Here is an 18,065-nt window from a genome sequence, read left to right as displayed (position 1 = left end):
GTCGATCGTGTGGCGATCGCCTGCCCTGCCCGTCGGCCCGGGTACAGGCCGGGTCAGTCACGACGCCGAGTCCGATCCACCGCCGCCTCCCGCGGCGCCACCGACCGAGCGGATCAGGGCTCGCGCCTCGTCCTCAAGCCGTCGAGTCACGGGCCGATCGCTGAATCCGAGGGTGCCGAGCTGGACTGCAAGGTTGTCGAAATAACCGGAAGCCGTCAGGACATGGGCCTGAACATCCAACGTTCCTCCTAACTGGAGATGATCTCGGGCTGCGCCGGCCGCTGCCAAGACGCGCCCGATCTGCGTGTTCACTTCGTCCCGAGTCAACTCCGGCAGACCTGACCGCGCCAACTGGCGCAGCAACCGTTCGCTGGCTCCGACCACTTCATCCAGCAGACGGAGGTCCCGGTTGACCACCAGGCCGACGTCGGCACCGGCAATGGCGGCCACGAGCGCAACCTGACTGACCACGGCGTTCCTCACCCGACCCGGAAGATATGCGGGGAGCTCCACGGACTCAATGCTGTTGAGCGCAGGCCGGAAGCAAGGGTGAACGTGGAATTCGTCCTCGCCCGGCAGCGGCGGTGCCTGGGTACCTCCGGCGTATACGACGGCGCTGCCGCGGCGCACGCCGAGGAAGCTCGCCCCGTACAGCACGTCGATCACCCCCTGTGCGGTCAAGCTCTCGGTGTAGGCGGGGAACGCCAGATGGAGGGCCTCCCGTTGACACTCGAACCTGGTCGCCAGCGCCGATCGCATCACCACGTATCCGGTGTTCTCGAACAGCGCGAACAAGGACCGAAGGAACGGATGGTTGACCAGGTACTCCTTGACGAGGTCCTGAAGCTTCCAGCGGGAGAACCGTGCGGTCGCCGCCAGTACATCGTCCTCGGTGATGGTCGGGCCGCCCCGCTCGGCGGCCACGCTCTGACAGGCGTTGAGCAGCTGGATCGCGTCCCTCGGCCGCGGAAGGGCCCTGCTGAAGAGGTACTCGGCGGTCGGCTCCCCTTGGACGCTCGGGGGAAAGAGCTGACCCCACAACTGCTCATCGGTCAGGTTCGTCCTGAGGGCGGCTCGGGCCCGGGCCAGGGCGACGTCCGCAAGAGCATCCCGTGTCCACTCGATCCGAATCTCATCGCTGTGGAACTTGTCGCCATCGCCGAAGTTCAACGTGTCATAGATGTCTGCTCGGATGAACAGGGCGACCCGAACCGATCCACCGAAATGGCCCAAGTGCTTTGCCGCCAGCAGCAGTCCGGTGACCAGCGCGTGACTCTCCGGGGAAATGGTCCATACCTGTTCGAGCTGGTCGACGAGCAACAGCAGAGGGGGGTGGCTGGTTGCACAACCCAGGTCGGCGAAGGCTTCGGCCACGCCGTCCTCCAGGACCTCCAACTGGCGGCTGGCCCGGGCGCCTTCGGAGGCACCGTTGACGCCCAGCGCGGCCTCGACACCGAATGCTTTGAGGGAGAGATTCGCCGACTGCAGACCGCGCACCCCTCGCCGCAGTCGGTCGTAAAGGCCGGCTTCGCCGGACTCGCCGTTATCCCTCAGGAAGGTGCGCAGGGCTCGAACAGAGGCTGGCACGCGTCGACCATGTGCTGTGCGGGCATGAGTGGTGAGGTGACGCGCCGCATGCACCGCGAAGACGTACCGCCAGATAAGGGACTTGGCGGTGTCATCGGTGACGCCTTGGAGTTCGAAGCGGCGGATCTCGTCGCCGGCCGCGTCGTCCGGGGTGATCAGGATCGACGGACCCTGATGGCCCTCCGCCGTCGCCAGTTGATGGCAGATGGCGCTCTTTCCTGAGCCCTTGCGGCCGATGATCAGGGACTTCCGTCCGGAAAGCGCCTCCCGGTACGCATAGTTCGGCCGAAATACGACGCCTCCCAGCAGGCCGTCCTTGAGATCGTTCTCGGCGTCATCTCGACCGAAGAACAACTTGCCGACCAGATCGGCTTCCTGACTCACGCGCTCTCCCCGGACGTGCTCCCCTGACCGTATTCGCCAGATTACGTCCCCTCGCCCCGCGACGTCAGGATAATGGAGACGGTCCACGGAACGGAGCGGCAAGCGGGGTGTCGGGGGGACGCATGGACGAACCGGTGGAGCAGTGGGAAGAGCTCTGCGGCAGAGTGCAGAGCCTGAACGATCAGATCGAAAGGCTGGGTGCCGCTCAGGACCGCCACATCGGCGATCTCGGAAACCACCTCGGCGAAGCGCGAACGGGCATCGCCCGGCTGGAACGCGAGCTGCGCGAGCTCTCGGTCTCCCTCTCGCATGCGAGGACTGCGATAGGCAGCGTCAGTGAGAAGGCGGACGTCACCCACGGTGCCCTCACCGACTTCGTGGCCCGCTACGGCAGGGACCAGATCGTGACCAATGCGCGGGCCGAGCTGTCCCGCCTGACGACGGAGTGGCAGGCGAGGTTCTCCCACCGCCGCCAAGTACGTGCTCTCGCCAGGGGTCTGGTGCACGCACTGACCGAAAGCGGTGTGGCTCGAGGGCTCGTGAGCATCGACACGATCGAGGCATGCACCCAGGAGCAGCTGCTCCTGGAGCCGTCCTTCTGGCTCGCTCCAGCCGTCGTAGCGGTCGCTGCGGGGTACAGCAACGACACCGCCCGCGCCGATCGGGCCCGCAGTCACGCTCTCAACCTCGACCGGGCCAAAGCCACGCTCTTCTTCGCCCTCACGTGTTCGCGCCGGAAGCAGCAGAGCGAGGCCGCCCGCTGGATGGACCGGTACCTGTCCAGCCTGGACCCTTTTGACCTGGGTCAGGAATTCACCGTCGTCCTCGACGCGGTCGCTGGCGCCGAGTTGGGCTTTGACGCGCTTACCTATGCACGTCAGGCGATGGTGCGCTGGGACCGTGAGGCCAACGCCCGCCTCTTCACAATGTCTCACGCGGACCGTGCCCTGATGCATCTCACCCGCTGGCGCCCCTGGATGTCGGAGAAAGGCGTCGGGGACTCGGGGAAGTTCAAGACCTTGGAGGATCTGTGCGGAACCCAATGGGCCACAATTCAGGGCGGTTGGCATTCGGCAAGAGTGGTGAAGGGGACCTTCGACTACCTGCGGGACGAGTACTCGGCCGACCCGCTGGCCGCTGAGGGCGGCCAGCGCACCGATGTAGCCCTGGGTCACCTCATCGCCCAGCTGGACCCCGACGAGGACCAGATGCATCGGCAGATGGAGCGTCTGCGCACGATCATCCGGCATGAAGGGGACTCAAGCGCAGCCGCCTCGGACTTCCCTGATCCGGAGGATCGGGAACCGTCCGACTTCCATAGCATTCTCGAACGGGCCATTTTCGAGCCGGAGTCGGGAAACCTCGGATACCCGGCTCGTCTTCTCATTCTCCAGAGCCTCTGGCCGAATCTCCGCTCTGCAGCCGCTGCCCTCTCCGAACAATCCGAGACCGTTCTTTCCGAGCGCCTCACCCTCACGGTGGACGACTGGTCCTGCGAGTTGCCGCCCGCTCCGATCAGGCCCGAGGCGCGACAGCAGCTGATCGGTGAGCTTCGGCAGCACTTGATGCGAAACACCGACGAAGCCGTCGACGCGGTCGCCCCCCTATGGCCGCGCATCCTCGCGTTCTTCATCGCCGCCGTTGTCTTCGGCGGGCTGGCACTCCTCGTCGGTGGACCTGCGGCCGGCCTGGGTACGGTCGTATCCGTGCTGACGCTCATCGCAGGCACCTGGGGTGTGGCCAGCGTCCCGTTGCGGCGGCGCAGACTCCGTGAGGACGGCTCCCGCCATCAAGCGGCGAGCACGGCGAAGCTGGAAGGGGCACTCAAGCAGCACTCCCAACTGCTCCGGCAGTGGTCCGCCGACCTGGCGACGGCGGACCAGCTGAGCACGTGGTCTCCAGCGACCGGAGACTTGTCGACGCCGCAACATGAGGATTGAGCGTGGACGGACAGCTCATCGCGGGCCGCTACCGCCTCGAGTACAAGCTGGGCAGCGGTGGCATGGGTGATGTGTGGCTGGCCCACGACAGGCAGCTCGATCGCCCCGTTGCCATCAAGTTCCTTGCCCTCGACCGGCTGCGCCGTGGCGGAGACCGGGAAGACCGGACCCAGCAGATGGTGGGCAAGTTCATTCGGGAAGCGCGCGCGACCGCCCGGGTCAGCAGTCCCTTTGTGGTCACCGTGTACGACCAAGGGGAGGAGAACGACAGGTACCACCTCGTCATGGAACGTGTGGATGGGCGTCCGCTGTCCAAGTACATGGGCGGAGGCACCGCCTTGACGCTCGAACAAACCGTGCGCTGGAGCGCTCAATTGTGCGAGGGGCTCGCCGACGCTCACGATGCCGAGGTCGTCCATCGCGACATCAAGCCCGCCAACATCATGATCACCGAGCGGGGTGATGTGAAGCTCGTGGACTTCGGTCTCGCCCGGCTTCTGGACATGACCGAGACGAACAGCCCCGGGCTCACCTGGATGTACGCCTCACCGGAGCGCTGCCTGGGTGAGCCGGGCGACCACCGTAGCGACCTGTATTCGCTCGGGTGCGTCCTGTACGAGATGCTGACCGGTCGGCCGCCCTTCGGATTCCGGGAAACGGCACCTTACCTGATCGCCGATATGCACGTCCGTGCCGCTCCCGTGCCTCCGCAGAACGTCCGCCCCGGGGTGCCGGAGGAGTTGAATGACCTGACGCTGAACCTCCTCGCGAAGGAGCCTGGCCGCAGACCCCATGACGCGTTGACCGTCGCCCGCCTGATCCAGCAGGTCAAGCACGCCCCGCAGCCGACGGGAGGCGCTCTCGTACCGAGTGGGGCACCTCACGTGAATCCCGACTACGTGGAACGCATTCGTGAGCTGGAACGGCACATCCGGAAACTCCAGATGGCGCACGGCTACACGACGACTCTGGCAATCGTCGAAGCCCGCATGAGACTCGCCGAACTGACGGGAGAATCGGGTGACCGACGCGGGGCGGTTGCCCTGTACGAGGAACTCGGCGAGGACTGCCGGTCCGAGTTCGGCCCCTACGACGCCCAAGCCCTGGACGCGTTCGAGGCCATGGCCCGATGGATCGCCGTGCCTGACTGACGAAGGGGCCCGCGCGTCCGCACCGCGCGACCGGAAGATCCGCGCGGTGATCCGGCAAGATCGTCCGGACAGGGCCTAGTACGGCAGCTGTAGATCGTGATCATGGTCGGGCTGATGCTTGTCGCAGATAGTGGCTGTTGCGGGCTCTGGCCTGATGGCGTCGGCGCCAGTGGGACCAGCGGAAGCGGTGCTCGGAGGTGTGAGCAGGCCGCACGATAAGGGTGTTGAACAGATGCGCGATCTTGTTGCAGGTCAACGGGATTAGCCCGTCGGGGGCGGGCCGGTGTGCGCGTTCGTGCGCGGTGGCGACAGCCAGGAAAGCGTGCGCGAGCATCGCGAGAGTGACCCAGCGGTGCCAGGACGTCCACCGGCGGACCTGGTGCTCGTCCAGTCCGGTCAGCCCCTTTCCGGACTGGAAGGTCTCCTCGACCGTCCACCTACGCCCGGCCACCCGTACGAGCGTGGACAACGGCACAGTCGTGGGTGAATAGCAGCGGTAGAAGGCAAGTTCGCCTGTGCGCCGGTTGCGGCGGACCAGGAGCTGGTGATGTCCGGGGCGGTCTTCGGCAATGTGGACCACGGCCCAGTCGTAGAAGCGGTGGCCCTTCGCCCCGGTCCCGGCCGAGAGCTTCTGCCAGGCCCGCTTAGGCATCTTCTTGACCAGGGCATCCGCCCGCGACTTCCCCGCCCGCGTAGCGATCGGGTGGTCACGGGCGACCGCGAGGACGTATCCCACCTCGCGCTGCTCAAGCGCGGTGCGAAGAGTCGGGTTCCCGCCATAGACCTCGTCGCCGGCCACCCATCGCGCCGGGACGCCGGAGTCCAGGGCGCGGGTGATCATCCGTGCGGCCAGAGCGGGCTTGGTAGCGAAGCCGACGCGGTCGGGGATCCCAGCCGACCCGCACCGCCGGCGGTCTTCGGTCCAGGAGCGAGGGACGTACAACTCCCGGTCGACGGCGGCGTGTCCGGCCTGCGCGGAGTAGACGAGGTAGACCGCGACCTGGGCGTTCTCGATCCTGCCCGCAGTGCCGGTGTACTGGCGCTGGACGCCGACCGTCGCGGTGCCCTTCTTCAGGTCGCCGGTCTCGTCCACGACGAGGACCGCCTCCTCGTCGCCCAGGTGGTCCACCACGTAGGTACGGATGTCGTCGCGGACCGCGTCGGCGTCCCACTTGGCGCGGCCCAGTAGGTGCTGCATCCCGTAGGGGGTGGTGTCCCCGGCGTGCTCGGCGATCGTCCAGCAGTTCTTGCGCGGCAAGTCCGACAGCAGACCCAGTACCAGGGAGCGGGCCCGGCGGCGGGGTTCCACCCGGGCGAACCGACCTGCCACACGGTTCATCAGGCCCTCGAACATGGCCTGCCATCGTTCAACGTCTACGCTGTGACCTGCGGCCACCGCTTGATCCTTCGTTGTCTTCACAAACCACGATGATCTTCGGTGGCCGCACCCTTGACCAAGCGCGCAGGATCACGACTGCCTGCTCTGGATTGCCGGGCCCCGCCCGAGGATGGAGAGCCCTGATGAGTCGCTACGAGTTGAGTGAGCGCGAAGCCTTCGTGGCCATGTCGCGGTTCGTGTGGCAGTTCGCGAACCGCGCCGGGGACGACCTTCTCACGCTCCTGGGCGACATTGGCATCGAGGCGGACGGTGGGCCGACGGATCCCGCCGCCTGGGAGGACTGGATGAAGTGCGTTCGTTCGGTCGTCGACGGCGCAGAAGACCCGGCAGGTGGATCGGCGGGATAGAGGCCCGTCGAGCGAGTCTCAGCATCGCGATGGCCGGCCGCCCATGGACAAGATCACGATCTACAACTGCCGTACTAGGGCGGGTATCGGGTCGTGATCAATCTGTGGGATTCGCTCTCACGGCGAGGCCTGATCAGGTAGATCATGTCGCGTGACGCGAGTGCAACTGACGGATGCGGAGTGGGAGTTCATCGGGCCGTACCTGCCGATCGGCGAGTACGGCCCGTACCCGGAGCGGCTGCGGCAGCAGTTCGAGGGCGTGATCTGGCGATTCAGGACCGGAGGGCAGTGGCGGGAGATGCCGGCGGAGTTCGGCGCGTGGTCGACCGTCTCCAACCGCTTCCGGCAGTGGCGTGACGCGGGCGTCTTCGAAGCCCTGCTGGAGGGCGCGATCGCGGAGGCCGCGAGGCGGGGCGAGGTGGACTTGTCGCTGGTCAGCGTGGATTCCACCACCGTTCGGGCCCACCACGACGCCGCCGGGATGCACCTGCGCCCCGACGCCCTGGCGGCCCTGGAGAAGGCCGCCGACGAGGCGGAGAAGGCCCGGCAAAAAGGGGCGGCCCGGAAGAACAAGACGGACAGGACACCGCGGATGATCCAGAACGCGAAGAACGACGACGTGCCCGGCGGCGGCGCAAGCTCCGCCTGAAGGCCGCACTGCTCGGACGCTCCAGAGGTGGGCAGACCAGCAAGATCCATGTTGCCGGTGAGCGGAAGTGTCGACCGCTGGTGTTCGTGCTGACCGAGGGGCAGGCCGCCGACAGCCCGCAGTTCATCCCCGTGCTCAAGAAATTACGGGTCCGCGGGCCGGTCGGCCGTCCCCGCACCCGGCCCGACGCGGTCGCCGGGGACAAGGCCTACTCGTCCCGCGGCAACCGCGCCCACCTGCGTCAACGCGCGATCAAGGCCGTCATCCCGGAGAAGAACGACCAGGCCGCCAACCGGACGAGGAAGGGCAGCGCAGGCGGCCGGCCCGTCAGCCACGACGCCGACCTCTACAAGGAGCGCAACACCGTCGAGCGCCTGATGTGCGCCACGAGGCGCCTTGATGTATCCCCGGCTCAGCCGGGAGGAATTGGAGGGATATTCCTGGGCCTGATGGCTCACCTGGATCCGAAAGGTGATGGGGACCAGAGCATGCCAGAAAATCAGTGACCGGGCCCAGTTGCCAGGGACGGTGCACTGAGGGGCCCGCGTGATATGGCGAAAGCTGGATTGCCTGAACCCCAATCTCCAGTCGATGAAAGTTCGCATCCATCGGAAAGGCTACTGAAACCGATGCCATGTCCTGTGACGGCCTTGATCAGGGGTCGACGCACCCTCTGCGGCATGGGGCGATGTCCAGTGAGGACATTCAAGGAGATGAGTGGGGCGCCTACGTCACGCTATAACGTACAACAAGGACGAACGTGGGATCGCCTACGGGGTGCAAGCCCTAGGGCGACGGAGTGCTCGTAGTAGTCGCAGGAGTAACGACCTGCCGAGGAGAGTGGGAAAGCCGCTCGCAGGGCGAAGGGGCACAGGTGACTGGATGCGAACGAGACCGGAAGGTATGCGAAATGCAGAGTGCCGACACGGTGTTAGGCATCCTTCGTGAGCGCGGCAGGCGTGAACTGCCGTGCAATGAACTGTATCGGCAGATGTTCAATCCGCAGTTGTACCTAGTGGCTTACGGACGCATCTACTCCAACAAGGGAGCGATGACGCCTGGAGTCACTCAAGAAACCGTGGACGGCATGTCGTTGGACAAGATCGGGCGCATCATCGATGCGATGCGTCACGAGCGCTACCGATTTAGTCCCGTCAAGCGGGTCGGCATTCCCAAGAAGAATGGGAAGCTTCGCCCGCTTGGGCTGCCGACATGGACGGACAAGCTGGTTGGTGAAGTGATGCGTCTCCTTCTGGAGGCGTACTACGAGCCGCAGTTCTCCGACCGTTCCCACGGGTTCCGGCCCGGACGGGGATGCCACACGGCCTTAACCGAGGTGGGCAATACCTGGACGGGTACGACCTGGTTCATCGAAGGTGATATCTCCGACTGCTTCGGATCGATCGACCATCAAGTCGTCATCGAGACCCTGTCAGAAAGAATTCACGATGGCCGGTTTCTTCGGCTAGTGCGAAACATGCTTGAGGCCGGGTACATGGAGGACTGGACCTGGGGCGCCACGCTCAGTGGGGCTCCCCAGGGCGGGGTACTCTCTCCGCTTCTGTCCAACATCTACCTCCACCGACTGGACAGATTTGTCGAGAAGGTTCTGATTCCGCAGTACACGCGAGGGCGGAGCAGGGTGCGCAACCCTGCCTACCTGGAGGTGGTCAACGCGATCGCGCGCGCCCGCAGGCGCGGCGACCGGACCGAAGTCCGGTCATTACGCAAGCGGCAGCGCAGTATTCCCAGCGTGGATCCGAACGATCCGGGCTACCGAAGACTGCGCTACGTGCGATACGTCGATGACACTCTGCTCGGGTTCATCGGGCCGAAATCCGAGGCTGAAGAGATCAAACGGCGCCTCGCGGCATTCCTCCGTGACGACCTCAAGTTGGAAATGTCGCCAGAAAAGACGCTGATCACCCACGCCCGCAAGGGCGCGGCAACGTTCCTCGGATACGAGATCGCCGTCCAGCACAACGATAGGCAGGCAACCCGGGGCCGCAGGACGACCAACGGGTCGATTGCCTTACGCGTGCCAGCAAAGGCGATTCGAGAGAAGGCAGCCCTGTATTTCAGTCGCGGAAAACCCGCGCATCGGCCCCAGCTTCTCAACGACGACGACTACGCCATTATTAACGTCTACGGGGCCGAATACCGGGGCATCGTCCAGTACTACCTACTGGCTGGCAACGTATGCCGATTGCATCGGCTGCGTTGGGCCATGGAAACCTCGTTGCTCAAGACACTGGCAGCGAAGCATCGCTCGACCGCGTCCAAGATGGCGGCCCGCTACAAGGCCAAAGTCGAGACACCATATGGGTCCCGCACATGCTTCGAAGCCAGCATCCCCCGCAGCGCAGGTAGGAAGCCACTGGTCGCACGATTCGGCGGAATCTCACTGACGCGACAGAAGGCAGCGGTCCTCGTGGACCGTCAAGTGGCCAACCCCCGCCCCAGAAAAGAGCTGATTACCCGGCTCTTGAAGGGGGAGTGCGAGCTATGCGGGACGCCGGAAGACGTGCGAGTGCATCACATCCGAAAACTCGCCGACCTCGACGAGGGAGATCCACCTACTGAATGGCGCCAGGTCATGGCGAAGAAACGGCGCAAGACTCTGCTTGTCTGCACCGGTTGCCATGGCACGATCCACTCAGGAAAGCCAACCAGCAGCGTCACGAAATAGGTCACTGGAGAGCCCGTTACGGGGAAACTCGTACGGCGGGTTCGGAGGGGGGCCGTGCGGAAAAGGACCTGCACATGGCAGGCACCTCGTCGCGCGGCCTACCCAACCAACAAGCTGAAGGCCTGGCGAGGCATCGCCACCCGCTACGACAAGACGCCCGCCAGCTACCTCGCCGGCCTCCACCTACGCGGCGCAATGATCTGGATCAAAGACCTCAGCAGGACCACTCCTTGATCGCGACCAAGTACGCTCCCTAGCAGGACGTGTCGGGGGAGGTGCCCAACGTGGCAACCATCAGCGCGAGCCGGGCCTTTCCCGCAGGCTCGTTGACATCTCGCATGATCTGTCAACGACGTCTATCACGCTTCGTTGCCACCGATTACGGGATAGGGCCGGTTCATTGGGCCGACCCGACTATCCGGTGCCGCTGCTTTGGGGTCATCCGCAGGTGTGCGGGTGCGGAGGAGGGGAGTCATACCGTCAGGGGCGGCCGGTTCGAGTTCGATGGCGCGACGTAGCTGTTCCATGCGTTGGGGCAGGGGGTGCCAGCCGGGTTCTGCGGCCATCTCGGTGTTGAGGTCGTTGATTGCGCGGGCATAGGCGCGGGCCAGGCCGCGGAAGTGCAGGGGCAGGCCGGGGCGGGGGTGGCCGCTGGGGGCGATGCTCACCCACAGGGCGTCGGTGGTCTCGTTGCCCGGGCCGGCGGGTTGGGTGGTGTCGCGTGCGACGAGGTGGCTGCGGACGGTGAGCCAGTGGCGCATCGCGGCCCGGGTGGGGCCGGACAGGCCGACCGTCATGGTGGCGGGCGTGGTGCGCGGGTTGCGGTGCTGGGGGAGGCGGGTGAGGCGGATCGTGCCGCGGTGCAGGTCGACGTCGTCCGTGCGCAGGGCGCAGAGTTCGCCGGCGCGGCAGCCGGTGTCCAGCACGGTGCCGATGATCGCGAGGATCCGGCTGCGGGACTCGGACCGGCCGGGTCGGGCCGAGTGTTCCAGGTGGCCGAGCAGGATGCCGCGCGGGCGGGCGGCGACCACGGGCCGGAGCTCGACCGGTGGCGGGTTGCGGTCCAGGAGCGTGACGGTGATGCCGGCCAGGGCGCCGAGGATGCGGAGGCAGTCCTCCCGGACGCGCATGGACGCGGGTGAGGCTTGGTCCGGTCGTGCGGCGGGCTTGCGCCGCAGTAGGCCCTGCTCGGCGGCTGTGAGGTAGTCGGCGAGGGTGTCCGGCGCGAAGAGCCGGGCGAGTGAGCCGGCGGCCGTGGGCATGATCGCGCCCCGCTCCAGGGCGGTGCGCAGTTCGCCGGCGACCCAGCGCAGTTGCTTTGCCCGGGAGATGCCAGTGGGAGGTTGGCAGGCGCGCTCGACGAGGGTGTCCAGGGCCTCGACCGAGGGTGCTGCTGTCGTCGGGGCGTCCGCCATGAGGTCACCCTAGCGCCGCGCCGGGGCGGGTCGGCGGGCTCTTGCCGGCAGAGGGGGCTGGGAATGTCCGGCAGGGCCCGGGTCTAATAACTGGCTTGAGGCAAGATCGCCGGTGAGGGCAGCGGACGGCATGGTGGCTGTCTTTTCCGGCCCGCGCCGCTCCGGTGGTGACCGTCCTTCGGCAGCCGCCGAGGGGGCCAGGCCAGGGCATCCGCAGGTTTTCGCGGCGGCACCCGACGACTACTTCCCGGGCTCCGTGAGTGCCCCGATCGATTCTGACGGACCGTCAGCAAACTCGGCATTGAGTCAGCATCAGTCCTGCCAGAGGCTGTCGCGGATGGTCGAACCGTGTCATGTGTCGAGTGCGGAAGCGCGTGCCGACGGGGGCACTTCGAAGTGGGCGCATGGGGGCTTTGGGTCGGGGGTGCGGTGGCCCGAGCCACCGCATCCCCGATCGCCTAACGTGCAGGTCAGCGCACGTTTCCGCGCGGCTTCAGGGGGATGCCGGGGAGCTCCGGGGCGGGCAGGCGGTCGCCGGGGTAGCCCTGTACGGTGCCGAAGCGGTCGGAGTTCACGGAGCTCATCCACTCCTCGCGGGCTCGGGTAATGTCTTCGTGAGAGCGCCCGATGAAGTTCCACCACATGACGATCTGCTCCTCGAAGGGCGTGCCGCCGAGCAGGACCAGCCGGGCGTCGGCCCCGCCGGTGTTGGCGAGGGTCAGGGTGCTGTGGCCGGGGGCGACGTAGCCGAGTTCGGCGGGGCGCAGCAGGGTGTCGAGGAGGCGGACCTCGCCGCTGTCGACCAGCAGGCCGTGTTCGAAGGCGGGGTCGACGTCGAGGGTGATGGTGGCCTGCGGGCGAAGGATCAGCTCGGCGCCGAGCAGCGGGGTGAAGGTGGGGACGGGGGAGGTGTCGCCGGCGAGGGTGCCGAGGAAGACCCGCGCCTCGCCGCCGTCGAGGGCGACCGGGCCGGGCGCGTGGTGGCGGAAGTCGCGCCCGGTGTGCCGGTGGTCCTCGGGCAGGGCGACCCACAGCTGCACGCCGTGCAGGACGGTGGTGGCCGGGGTGGAGACCTCGGAGTGGGCGATGCCGTGGCCGGAGGTCATCAGGTTGACCTCGCCCGGCCGGACGTACGCGTGCACGCCGAGGCTGTCCCGGTGTTCGATCTCGCCGGTGAACAGCCAGCTCACGGTCTGGAGCCCGGTGTGCGGGTGCGGGGCGACGTCCATGCCGCCGGTGCTCGCGACGTCGTCGGGCCCGTAGTGGTCGACGAAGCACCAGGCGCCGATCATGGTGCGGGAACGCTGTGGCAGGGTGCGGCGTACGGTCATCGCGCGCGGGCCGCCGAGCGGCACGTCCCGGGCGGGCAGGACCTCCACCCGCGGATCGGCGGCGGGCGTCTCGACGAGGTCGGTCTCGGCGGTGCTCACGGTGGGGTCCCTCCCGGGGTGCTTTTAGTTCTATATTCAACTATCATGCCATGGCAGAGTGGCGGGCGACAGCATGATCAGCCTAAGGAGTCCAGGTGAGTGATGTGACGGTGGTCCCGACGGACCGGCGGGTGTTCATCGACAAGCAGAGCCCCCAGGCCTACAAGGCGCTGCTGGCCGCCGCCGAGGCGGCGCGCGAGGCCGCGGCCGAGGCCGGGATGGACCGCCGGCTGATCGAGCTGGTCAACCTCCGGGTGTCGCAGATCAACGGCTGCGCCTACTGCCTGCACGTGCACACCAGGGCCGCGATCCGCGAGGGCGAGACCACCCAGCGGCTGGGCGTGCTCCCGGCCTGGCGCGACACCGAGGTCTTCAGCGACCGGGAGCGTGCCGTGCTCGGGCTGGCCGAGGCGACCACGGCCCCGGCGGACGCGGCGCTCCAGGACGCCGCGTACGCCCTGGCGCGCGAGGTGCTGAGCGACGAGGAGATATCCGCGGCGGTGTGGGTGGCGATCACCATCAACTCCTTCAACCGGGTGTCCATCCTGAGCAAGCATCCGGTCCGCCCCGCGCCGGGCCGGTAGTCGGGCCTGCCGGAGGGTCTCCACCCGCCTCCGGCCCGGTGGTTGCGGCTGCCGGAGGGCCTCCGCCTTCCGGCGGATGCCCTCCGTTGGCGGGTGTACGACCGGTTCCTCCCGGCGGGGGATGACCGGCCGTCAGCGATGCGGCGAGGCTGGGCGACGACGGCGGGGAGCTGCTCGCCGACGGCGAAGGTGGGGTCGCATGGCACGTCGTACGTTTGTTTCCGCGTTGGTGGGGGCGGTCTGTCTGGCACTGGCCGGGCCGGTGGTCTCGGCGGGTGCGGCCGAGGCCGCCGACGGGCGACCGGGCCCCGGCGATCCGCGGGCGGCGGCCCTGCGGGCGCTGACCGATGCCGGCGCGGCCGGGGCGATCGCGGAGGTCAGGGACGGGAAGGGGGTCTGGCGCGGCGCGTCCGGCGTCTCCGACCTGGCCACCGGCGCACCGCTCCGCACGGACGGACGCTTCCGGGTCGGCAGCGTCACCAAGGTGTTCATCGCCACCACGGTGCTCCAGCTGGTCGGGGAGGGGCGGATCGGCCTGGACGACCCGGTCGCGCGGCACCTGCCCGGGCTGGTCCCGAACGGCGACCGCATCACCGTCCGTCAGCTGCTCAACCACAGCTCCGGACTCTGGGACTCCACCAACGAGAAGGGCGGGGTCTTCCCCGACTGGACGGACTCGGCGGCCATCCGGAACTGGCTGGACCAGGGCGGCCTGACCCGGCACATCACCCCGGCCCAGGTGGTGGCCTCCTCGGTGGCGCACGCGCCCAACTTCCCGCCGGGCACCGGGTTCGGCTACTCCAACGTCAACTACACCCTGCTCGGCATGATCATCGAGAAGGTGACCGGGCACGGCTACGCCCAGGAGGTCACCGCGCGCATCCTGCGTCCGCTCGGCCTCGCCGGCACGTACTTCCCGGGCGCGGCCACCGATATCCGGGGCCCGCACGCACACGGCTACTGGACGCTGCCCGAGGGCCCCGGTCCGGAGGACAGCAGCGACCGGGACGTGACGGTGGCGAGCCTCACCTGGGCGAACTCGGCCGGCGAGCTGATCTCCACCCTGGGCGACCTGAACCGCTTCGACAAGGCCCTGCTGGGCGGCCGGCTGCTGCCGCCGGCGCTGCTGAAGGAGATGGCCGCGACCGTCCCGATCGAGGCCGGGGGCGTGCCGACCGCGCTGGGTTACGGGCTCGGGCTGGCCAGCCGGCAGCTCTCCTGCGGTCCGGTCTACGGGCACAACGGCTCGGTGCCCGGGTGTACAGCACCCAGCTGTGGAGCTCGGGCGACCGGCAGGTGTCGTTGTCCGTCACCCCGCGCGGCGACGAGGCGCAGTTCACCGCGCAGATGCAGGCGGAGGCCGGCTTCCTGGAGCAGGCCTTCTGCGGCAGCGGACAGGGGGCGGGCGGCGCGCCGGCCCCGGCCGGAGTGGTGCCGAAGCTCGGCTGACCCGCCCGCTGTTCCGCCGCTCCACCGCCGGGACTTCGCACCCGGGTTCCGGCGGTGGAGCGGCTGCGGAGTTTCGCCCGGTGGCCCGGGTGCGTACGGTGATCCACACATCATCGGAGAGGGGTACGCGCCATGGCGGGAACGGAACAGGGCTCGGAGACGGTGCTGACCACCAAACGGCTGGTGGTGCGTCAGTGGACCATGGCGGACCGGGAGCGCGCCTTCGACATCTACTCCCGCTGGGAGGTCGTCCGGTGGCTCGGCCGGACCCCGCGCGCCATGACCGGGCCCGAGGAGGCCGGGGCCTTCGTCGAGCGCTGCCGGCAGCGCTCCGCCGACCCGCGCTACGGCGCCTGGGCGGTCGAGCGGCGCGACACCGGCACGGTTGCCGGCTCGGTCCTGCTGGTGCCGCTGCCGGACGGGAACGGCGAGATCGAGGTCGGCTGGCACCTTCACCCCGACAGCTGGGGCCACGGCATCGCCACCGAGGCCGCCCGGGCCGTCCTGGCCAAGGGCTTCGCCGACGGCCTGACCGAGATCCGCGCCGTGCTGGCCCCGGACAACACCCGGTCGGCGGCGGTCTGCCGGCGCCTCGGGATGACCAGCGCCGGGCTGACCGACCGCTGGTACGGCCGGCAGCTGGCGGAGTTCCGCATCGGTCCGGCCCAGGGGATGTCGGCATGACGGACGTGACGGGCATGACGGGTACGACCGACGCGACGGGCGTGACGGACATGACGGATCTGACGCTCAACCTGTGGCGCCGGCCGCTCGACGAGGTGCCGCCGGAGGTGTGGGACCGCACCGAGCTGACCGTGCTCATCCTCGCCGAGACCGGTATCCGTGAACTCCGGCCCGGAATCGGTCGGTTGACCAGGCTGCGGACCCTTGACCTCGGGCACAACCGGCTCACCGCACTGCCCGTCGAGCTCTGCGACCTCACCGGGCTCGGGGACTTCCTCTACCTGCACGACAACGCGCTGACCGCCCTGCCCGAGGCGCTCGGGCGGCTCACCGTGCTGCGCTACCTCAATGTCGGCGAGAACCGTCTCACCGAACTCCCCTCCACCATCGGAGGATTGGCCTCGCTGATCGAGCTGCGCGCGCAGCACAACCGGCTCACCGTCCTGCCGGAGTCGATCGGCGAACTCGGTGCGCTGCGCGAGCTGTGGCTGCGTGGCAACGAGTTGACAGGATTGCCGGACTCCGTCGGCCGGCTCGCGGAGCTGCGCGAGCTGGAACTCCGGGAGAACGTCCTCACCGAACTGCCCGCCGTGCTCGCCGGGCTTCCGCGACTGCGCCGCCTCGACCTGCGCGGCAACCGGATCACCGAACTGCCCGACTGGCTGGCCGATCCGGCGGCACTGCCCGCCCTGGAGAAGCTGGACCTGCGGTGGAACGCGGTGCGGCCGTCGGCCCGGCTGCTGACGGCGCTGGCCGCGCGTGGGTGCGTGACGCTCTTTTGAGTCGCCGGCTTCTGAGTCGCCGGCTTCTGAGCGCCGGACTCCGATCCGGAAAGGATCAGCACCGGCAGCGCGGAGCTGCTACCGTGGAACGCATGAAGCGCGCTGCACTCGCCACGACGACGCCGGAGAGAGTCCCGGCGCGCTGACTGCTGACCTAGTCCGAAGCCCCGGGGCGAGTGCCCCGGGGCTTCGCCGTTTCCGGACCCACTCGCCCGCAGACCGAGTGGAGACCATCCCCGTGCACGACAACCAGCCCTCGCACGCTCACGTCGCCCATGACCGCGCGGCGCGCGACCACCGCAAGCTCGGCCGCGAACTCGACCTGTTCGACACCGACCCGCTGATGGGCTCCGGCCTGCCGTACTGGCTCCCCGACGGCGCCGCGATCCGGCACTCCCTGGAGGAGTTCATCCGCGGCCGTGAGCGCCGGGCCGGCTACCACCACGTCTACTCCCCGGTGCTCGGCAAGCGCGAGCTGTACGAGATCTCCGGCCACTGGGCGCACTACCGCGAGGACATGTTCCCGCCCATGGAACTGGGGTCCGAGGAGATGGTGCTGCGCCCCAGCCTCTGCCCGCACCATGCGCTGATCTACCGCTCCCGGGCCCACAGCTACCGGGAACTTCCGCTGCGCATGGCCGAGTTGGGCGGCATGTACCGCTCCGAGCTGTCCGGGGTGCTCGGCGGGCTGACCAGGGTCCGGGCGATCCAGTTGAACGACGCCCACGTCTTCTGCACCCCGGGGCAGGCGGCCGACGAGGCGGTCGCCGCACTGGAGTTGATCCGCGAGGCGCACCGGGCGCTGGGCGTCGTACCCGTCCGCTACCGCCTTTCGCTGCCCGGCGCCGGAGGCAAGTACGTGGCGGACCCGGCGCTCTGGGAGCGCGCCGTCGCACTGCTCACCGAGGTGCTGGAGCGCTCCGGGGTGCCGTTCGAGGCGGCGGAGGGCGAGGCCGCGTTCTACGGGCCGAAGATCGACGTGCAGATCGCCGACGGCGCCGGGCGCGAGTTCACCCTCTCCACCGTGCAGATCGACTTCCACCAGCCCGAGCGGTTCAACCTGCACTACGTCGGCGCGGACGGCGCCAAGCACCGCCCGGTGATGGTGCACCGCAGCGTGATCGGCAGCGTCGAGCGCGTGGTCGCCCACCTGATCGAGCTGTACGGGGGTGCGTTCCCGGCCTGGCTCGCGCCCGTCCAGGTGATACTGCTGCCCGTCTCCGAGGCCGAACTGCCGCAGGCCGAACGGTTCCGGCAGCGCTGCCTGGACCTCGGACTGCGCGCCGAGGTCGCCGGCCCCGAGCACGGCAGCCTCGGTGCCCGGATCCGTGAGGCCCGGCTGGTGCCGTACCAAGGGGTGATCGGGGCCAAGGAGGCCGTGGACGACCGGGTCGCGCTGAGGCTGCGGGACGGCCGCCGGCTGGAGCCGCTGCCGGCCGAGGAGGCGTGGGCGCGGATCGGAGCCCTGGTGGCGGCGTGCGGCGCGGAGCTGTGGGCGGACGGCGCCGAGCGCTGAACCCGGGGGCGGTGGCGGCATCCGGCGCCGCGTGCACGGGTGGGGGCCGCCGCCGTGCG

The 18,065-nt window shown here is 68.4% G+C and carries 13 protein-coding genes and 1 pseudogene; 10 read left to right on the top strand and 4 right to left on the bottom strand.

The features are described 5' to 3' along the window. Nucleotides 1–57 precede the first annotated feature (57 nt). Entirely contained in the window at nt 58–1,971 is a 1,914-nt protein-coding gene (locus KS423_RS08485) for a P-loop ATPase, Sll1717 family (RefSeq protein WP_224276770.1), read from the bottom strand. Between the two features lie 122 nt (nt 1,972–2,093). Between KS423_RS08485 and KS423_RS08480 the strand changes: the two genes are divergently transcribed. Next, nucleotides 2,094–3,911: a hypothetical protein gene (locus KS423_RS08480; RefSeq protein ID WP_224276768.1), complete on the top strand. Its 1,818-nt coding sequence runs from the start codon at nt 2,094–2,096 to the stop codon at nt 3,909–3,911. 2 nt (nt 3,912–3,913) lie between these two features. Further along, a complete protein-coding gene (locus KS423_RS08475) occupies nt 3,914–5,062 on the top strand; it encodes a serine/threonine-protein kinase (protein ID WP_224276766.1) in 1,149 nt (382 codons plus the stop codon). A 100-nt stretch (nt 5,063–5,162) separates the two neighbouring features. Here the strand turns inward: KS423_RS08475 and KS423_RS08470 are convergent, their stop codons facing one another. Continuing rightward, nucleotides 5,163–6,401 carry an IS701 family transposase gene (locus KS423_RS08470; RefSeq protein ID WP_224276781.1) on the bottom strand — a complete coding sequence of 413 codons (1,239 nt, stop codon included), beginning with the start codon at nt 6,399–6,401 and terminating at the stop codon, nt 5,163–5,165. Between the two features lie 182 nt (nt 6,402–6,583). On the opposite strand from KS423_RS08470, the gene KS423_RS08465 reads away from it, so the two are divergent. From KS423_RS08465 to KS423_RS08455, 3 genes and pseudogenes are all read left to right on the top strand, one after another. Continuing rightward, nucleotides 6,584–6,808 carry a hypothetical protein gene (locus KS423_RS08465; protein ID WP_224276764.1) on the top strand — a complete coding sequence of 75 codons (225 nt, stop codon included), beginning with the start codon at nt 6,584–6,586 and terminating at the stop codon, nt 6,806–6,808. A 151-nt stretch (nt 6,809–6,959) separates the two neighbouring features. Continuing rightward, nucleotides 6,960–7,837, top strand: a pseudogene (locus KS423_RS08460) (transposase); the annotation flags it as partial. Between the two features lie 530 nt (nt 7,838–8,367). Further along, the gene (locus KS423_RS08455) at nt 8,368–10,146 is read left to right on the top strand and encodes a reverse transcriptase/maturase family protein (protein ID WP_224276763.1); all 1,779 of its coding nucleotides are present in this window, start codon (nt 8,368–8,370) and stop codon (nt 10,144–10,146) included. A gap of 359 nt (nt 10,147–10,505) precedes the next feature. Here KS423_RS08455 and KS423_RS08450 read toward each other — a convergent pair whose 3' ends face one another. Both KS423_RS08450 and KS423_RS08445 read right to left on the bottom strand, forming a co-directional pair. Further along, complete coding sequence (locus tag KS423_RS08450) at nt 10,506–11,561, bottom strand: site-specific integrase (RefSeq protein ID WP_224276761.1); 1,056 nt, start codon at nt 11,559–11,561, stop codon at nt 10,506–10,508. 470 nt (nt 11,562–12,031) lie between these two features. Next, entirely contained in the window at nt 12,032–12,991 is a 960-nt protein-coding gene (locus tag KS423_RS08445) for a pirin family protein (protein ID WP_224276759.1), read from the bottom strand. 95 nt (nt 12,992–13,086) lie between these two features. Between KS423_RS08445 and KS423_RS08440 the strand changes: the two genes are divergently transcribed. The 5 genes from KS423_RS08440 (at nt 13,087) to thrS (ending at nt 18,006) form a co-directional block, all read left to right on the top strand. After that, nucleotides 13,087–13,575, top strand: coding sequence for a carboxymuconolactone decarboxylase family protein (locus KS423_RS08440; RefSeq protein ID WP_224276757.1), 489 nt, complete (start codon nt 13,087–13,089; stop codon nt 13,573–13,575). A 199-nt stretch (nt 13,576–13,774) separates the two neighbouring features. Then, on the top strand, nt 13,775–15,193 hold the full coding sequence (locus KS423_RS08435; RefSeq protein ID WP_224276755.1) for a serine hydrolase: 1,419 nt from the start codon (nt 13,775–13,777) through the stop codon (nt 15,191–15,193). Continuing rightward, nucleotides 15,157–15,708 (top strand): GNAT family N-acetyltransferase, encoded by a 552-nt coding sequence (locus KS423_RS08430; RefSeq protein ID WP_224276753.1) that lies wholly within the window; start codon nt 15,157–15,159, stop codon nt 15,706–15,708. Before KS423_RS08435 ends, KS423_RS08430 begins: the two co-directional genes overlap by 37 nt. Further along, entirely contained in the window at nt 15,705–16,490 is a 786-nt protein-coding gene (locus KS423_RS08425; protein WP_308020156.1) for a leucine-rich repeat domain-containing protein, read from the top strand. Before KS423_RS08430 ends, KS423_RS08425 begins: the two co-directional genes overlap by 4 nt. A 238-nt stretch (nt 16,491–16,728) precedes the next feature. Then, nucleotides 16,729–18,006: a threonine--tRNA ligase gene (gene thrS, locus KS423_RS08420; RefSeq protein WP_224276752.1), complete on the top strand. Its 1,278-nt coding sequence runs from the start codon at nt 16,729–16,731 to the stop codon at nt 18,004–18,006. Nucleotides 18,007–18,065: the final 59 nt, after the last annotated feature.

It is taken from the genome of Streptomyces sp. LS1784, assembly GCF_020103755.1.
GTDB lineage: Bacteria > Actinomycetota > Actinomycetes > Streptomycetales > Streptomycetaceae > Kitasatospora.
Note: the sequence above shows the minus strand (reverse complement) of the source record. Positions and strands in the feature narration are given on the sequence as shown.

Bases quoted from the DNA above. Each gene is read 5' to 3' on its own strand.
- KS423_RS08430 (WP_224276753.1), top strand. From the start codon at position 15,157: ATGGCGGGAACGGAACAGGGCTCGGAGACGGTGCTGACCACCAAACGG.
- KS423_RS08435 (WP_224276755.1), top strand. From the start codon at position 13,775: ATGGCACGTCGTACGTTTGTTTCCGCGTTGGTGGGGGCGGTCTGTCTG.
- KS423_RS08425 (WP_308020156.1), top strand. From the start codon at position 15,705: ATGACGGACGTGACGGGCATGACGGGTACGACCGACGCGACGGGCGTG.
- KS423_RS08450 (WP_224276761.1), bottom strand. From the start codon at position 11,561: ATGGCGGACGCCCCGACGACAGCAGCACCCTCGGTCGAGGCCCTGGAC.
- KS423_RS08465 (WP_224276764.1), top strand. From the start codon at position 6,584: ATGAGTCGCTACGAGTTGAGTGAGCGCGAAGCCTTCGTGGCCATGTCG.
- KS423_RS08470 (WP_224276781.1), bottom strand. From the start codon at position 6,401: ATGAACCGTGTGGCAGGTCGGTTCGCCCGGGTGGAACCCCGCCGCCGG.
- KS423_RS08455 (WP_224276763.1), top strand. From the start codon at position 8,368: ATGCAGAGTGCCGACACGGTGTTAGGCATCCTTCGTGAGCGCGGCAGG.
- KS423_RS08480 (WP_224276768.1), top strand. From the start codon at position 2,094: ATGGACGAACCGGTGGAGCAGTGGGAAGAGCTCTGCGGCAGAGTGCAG.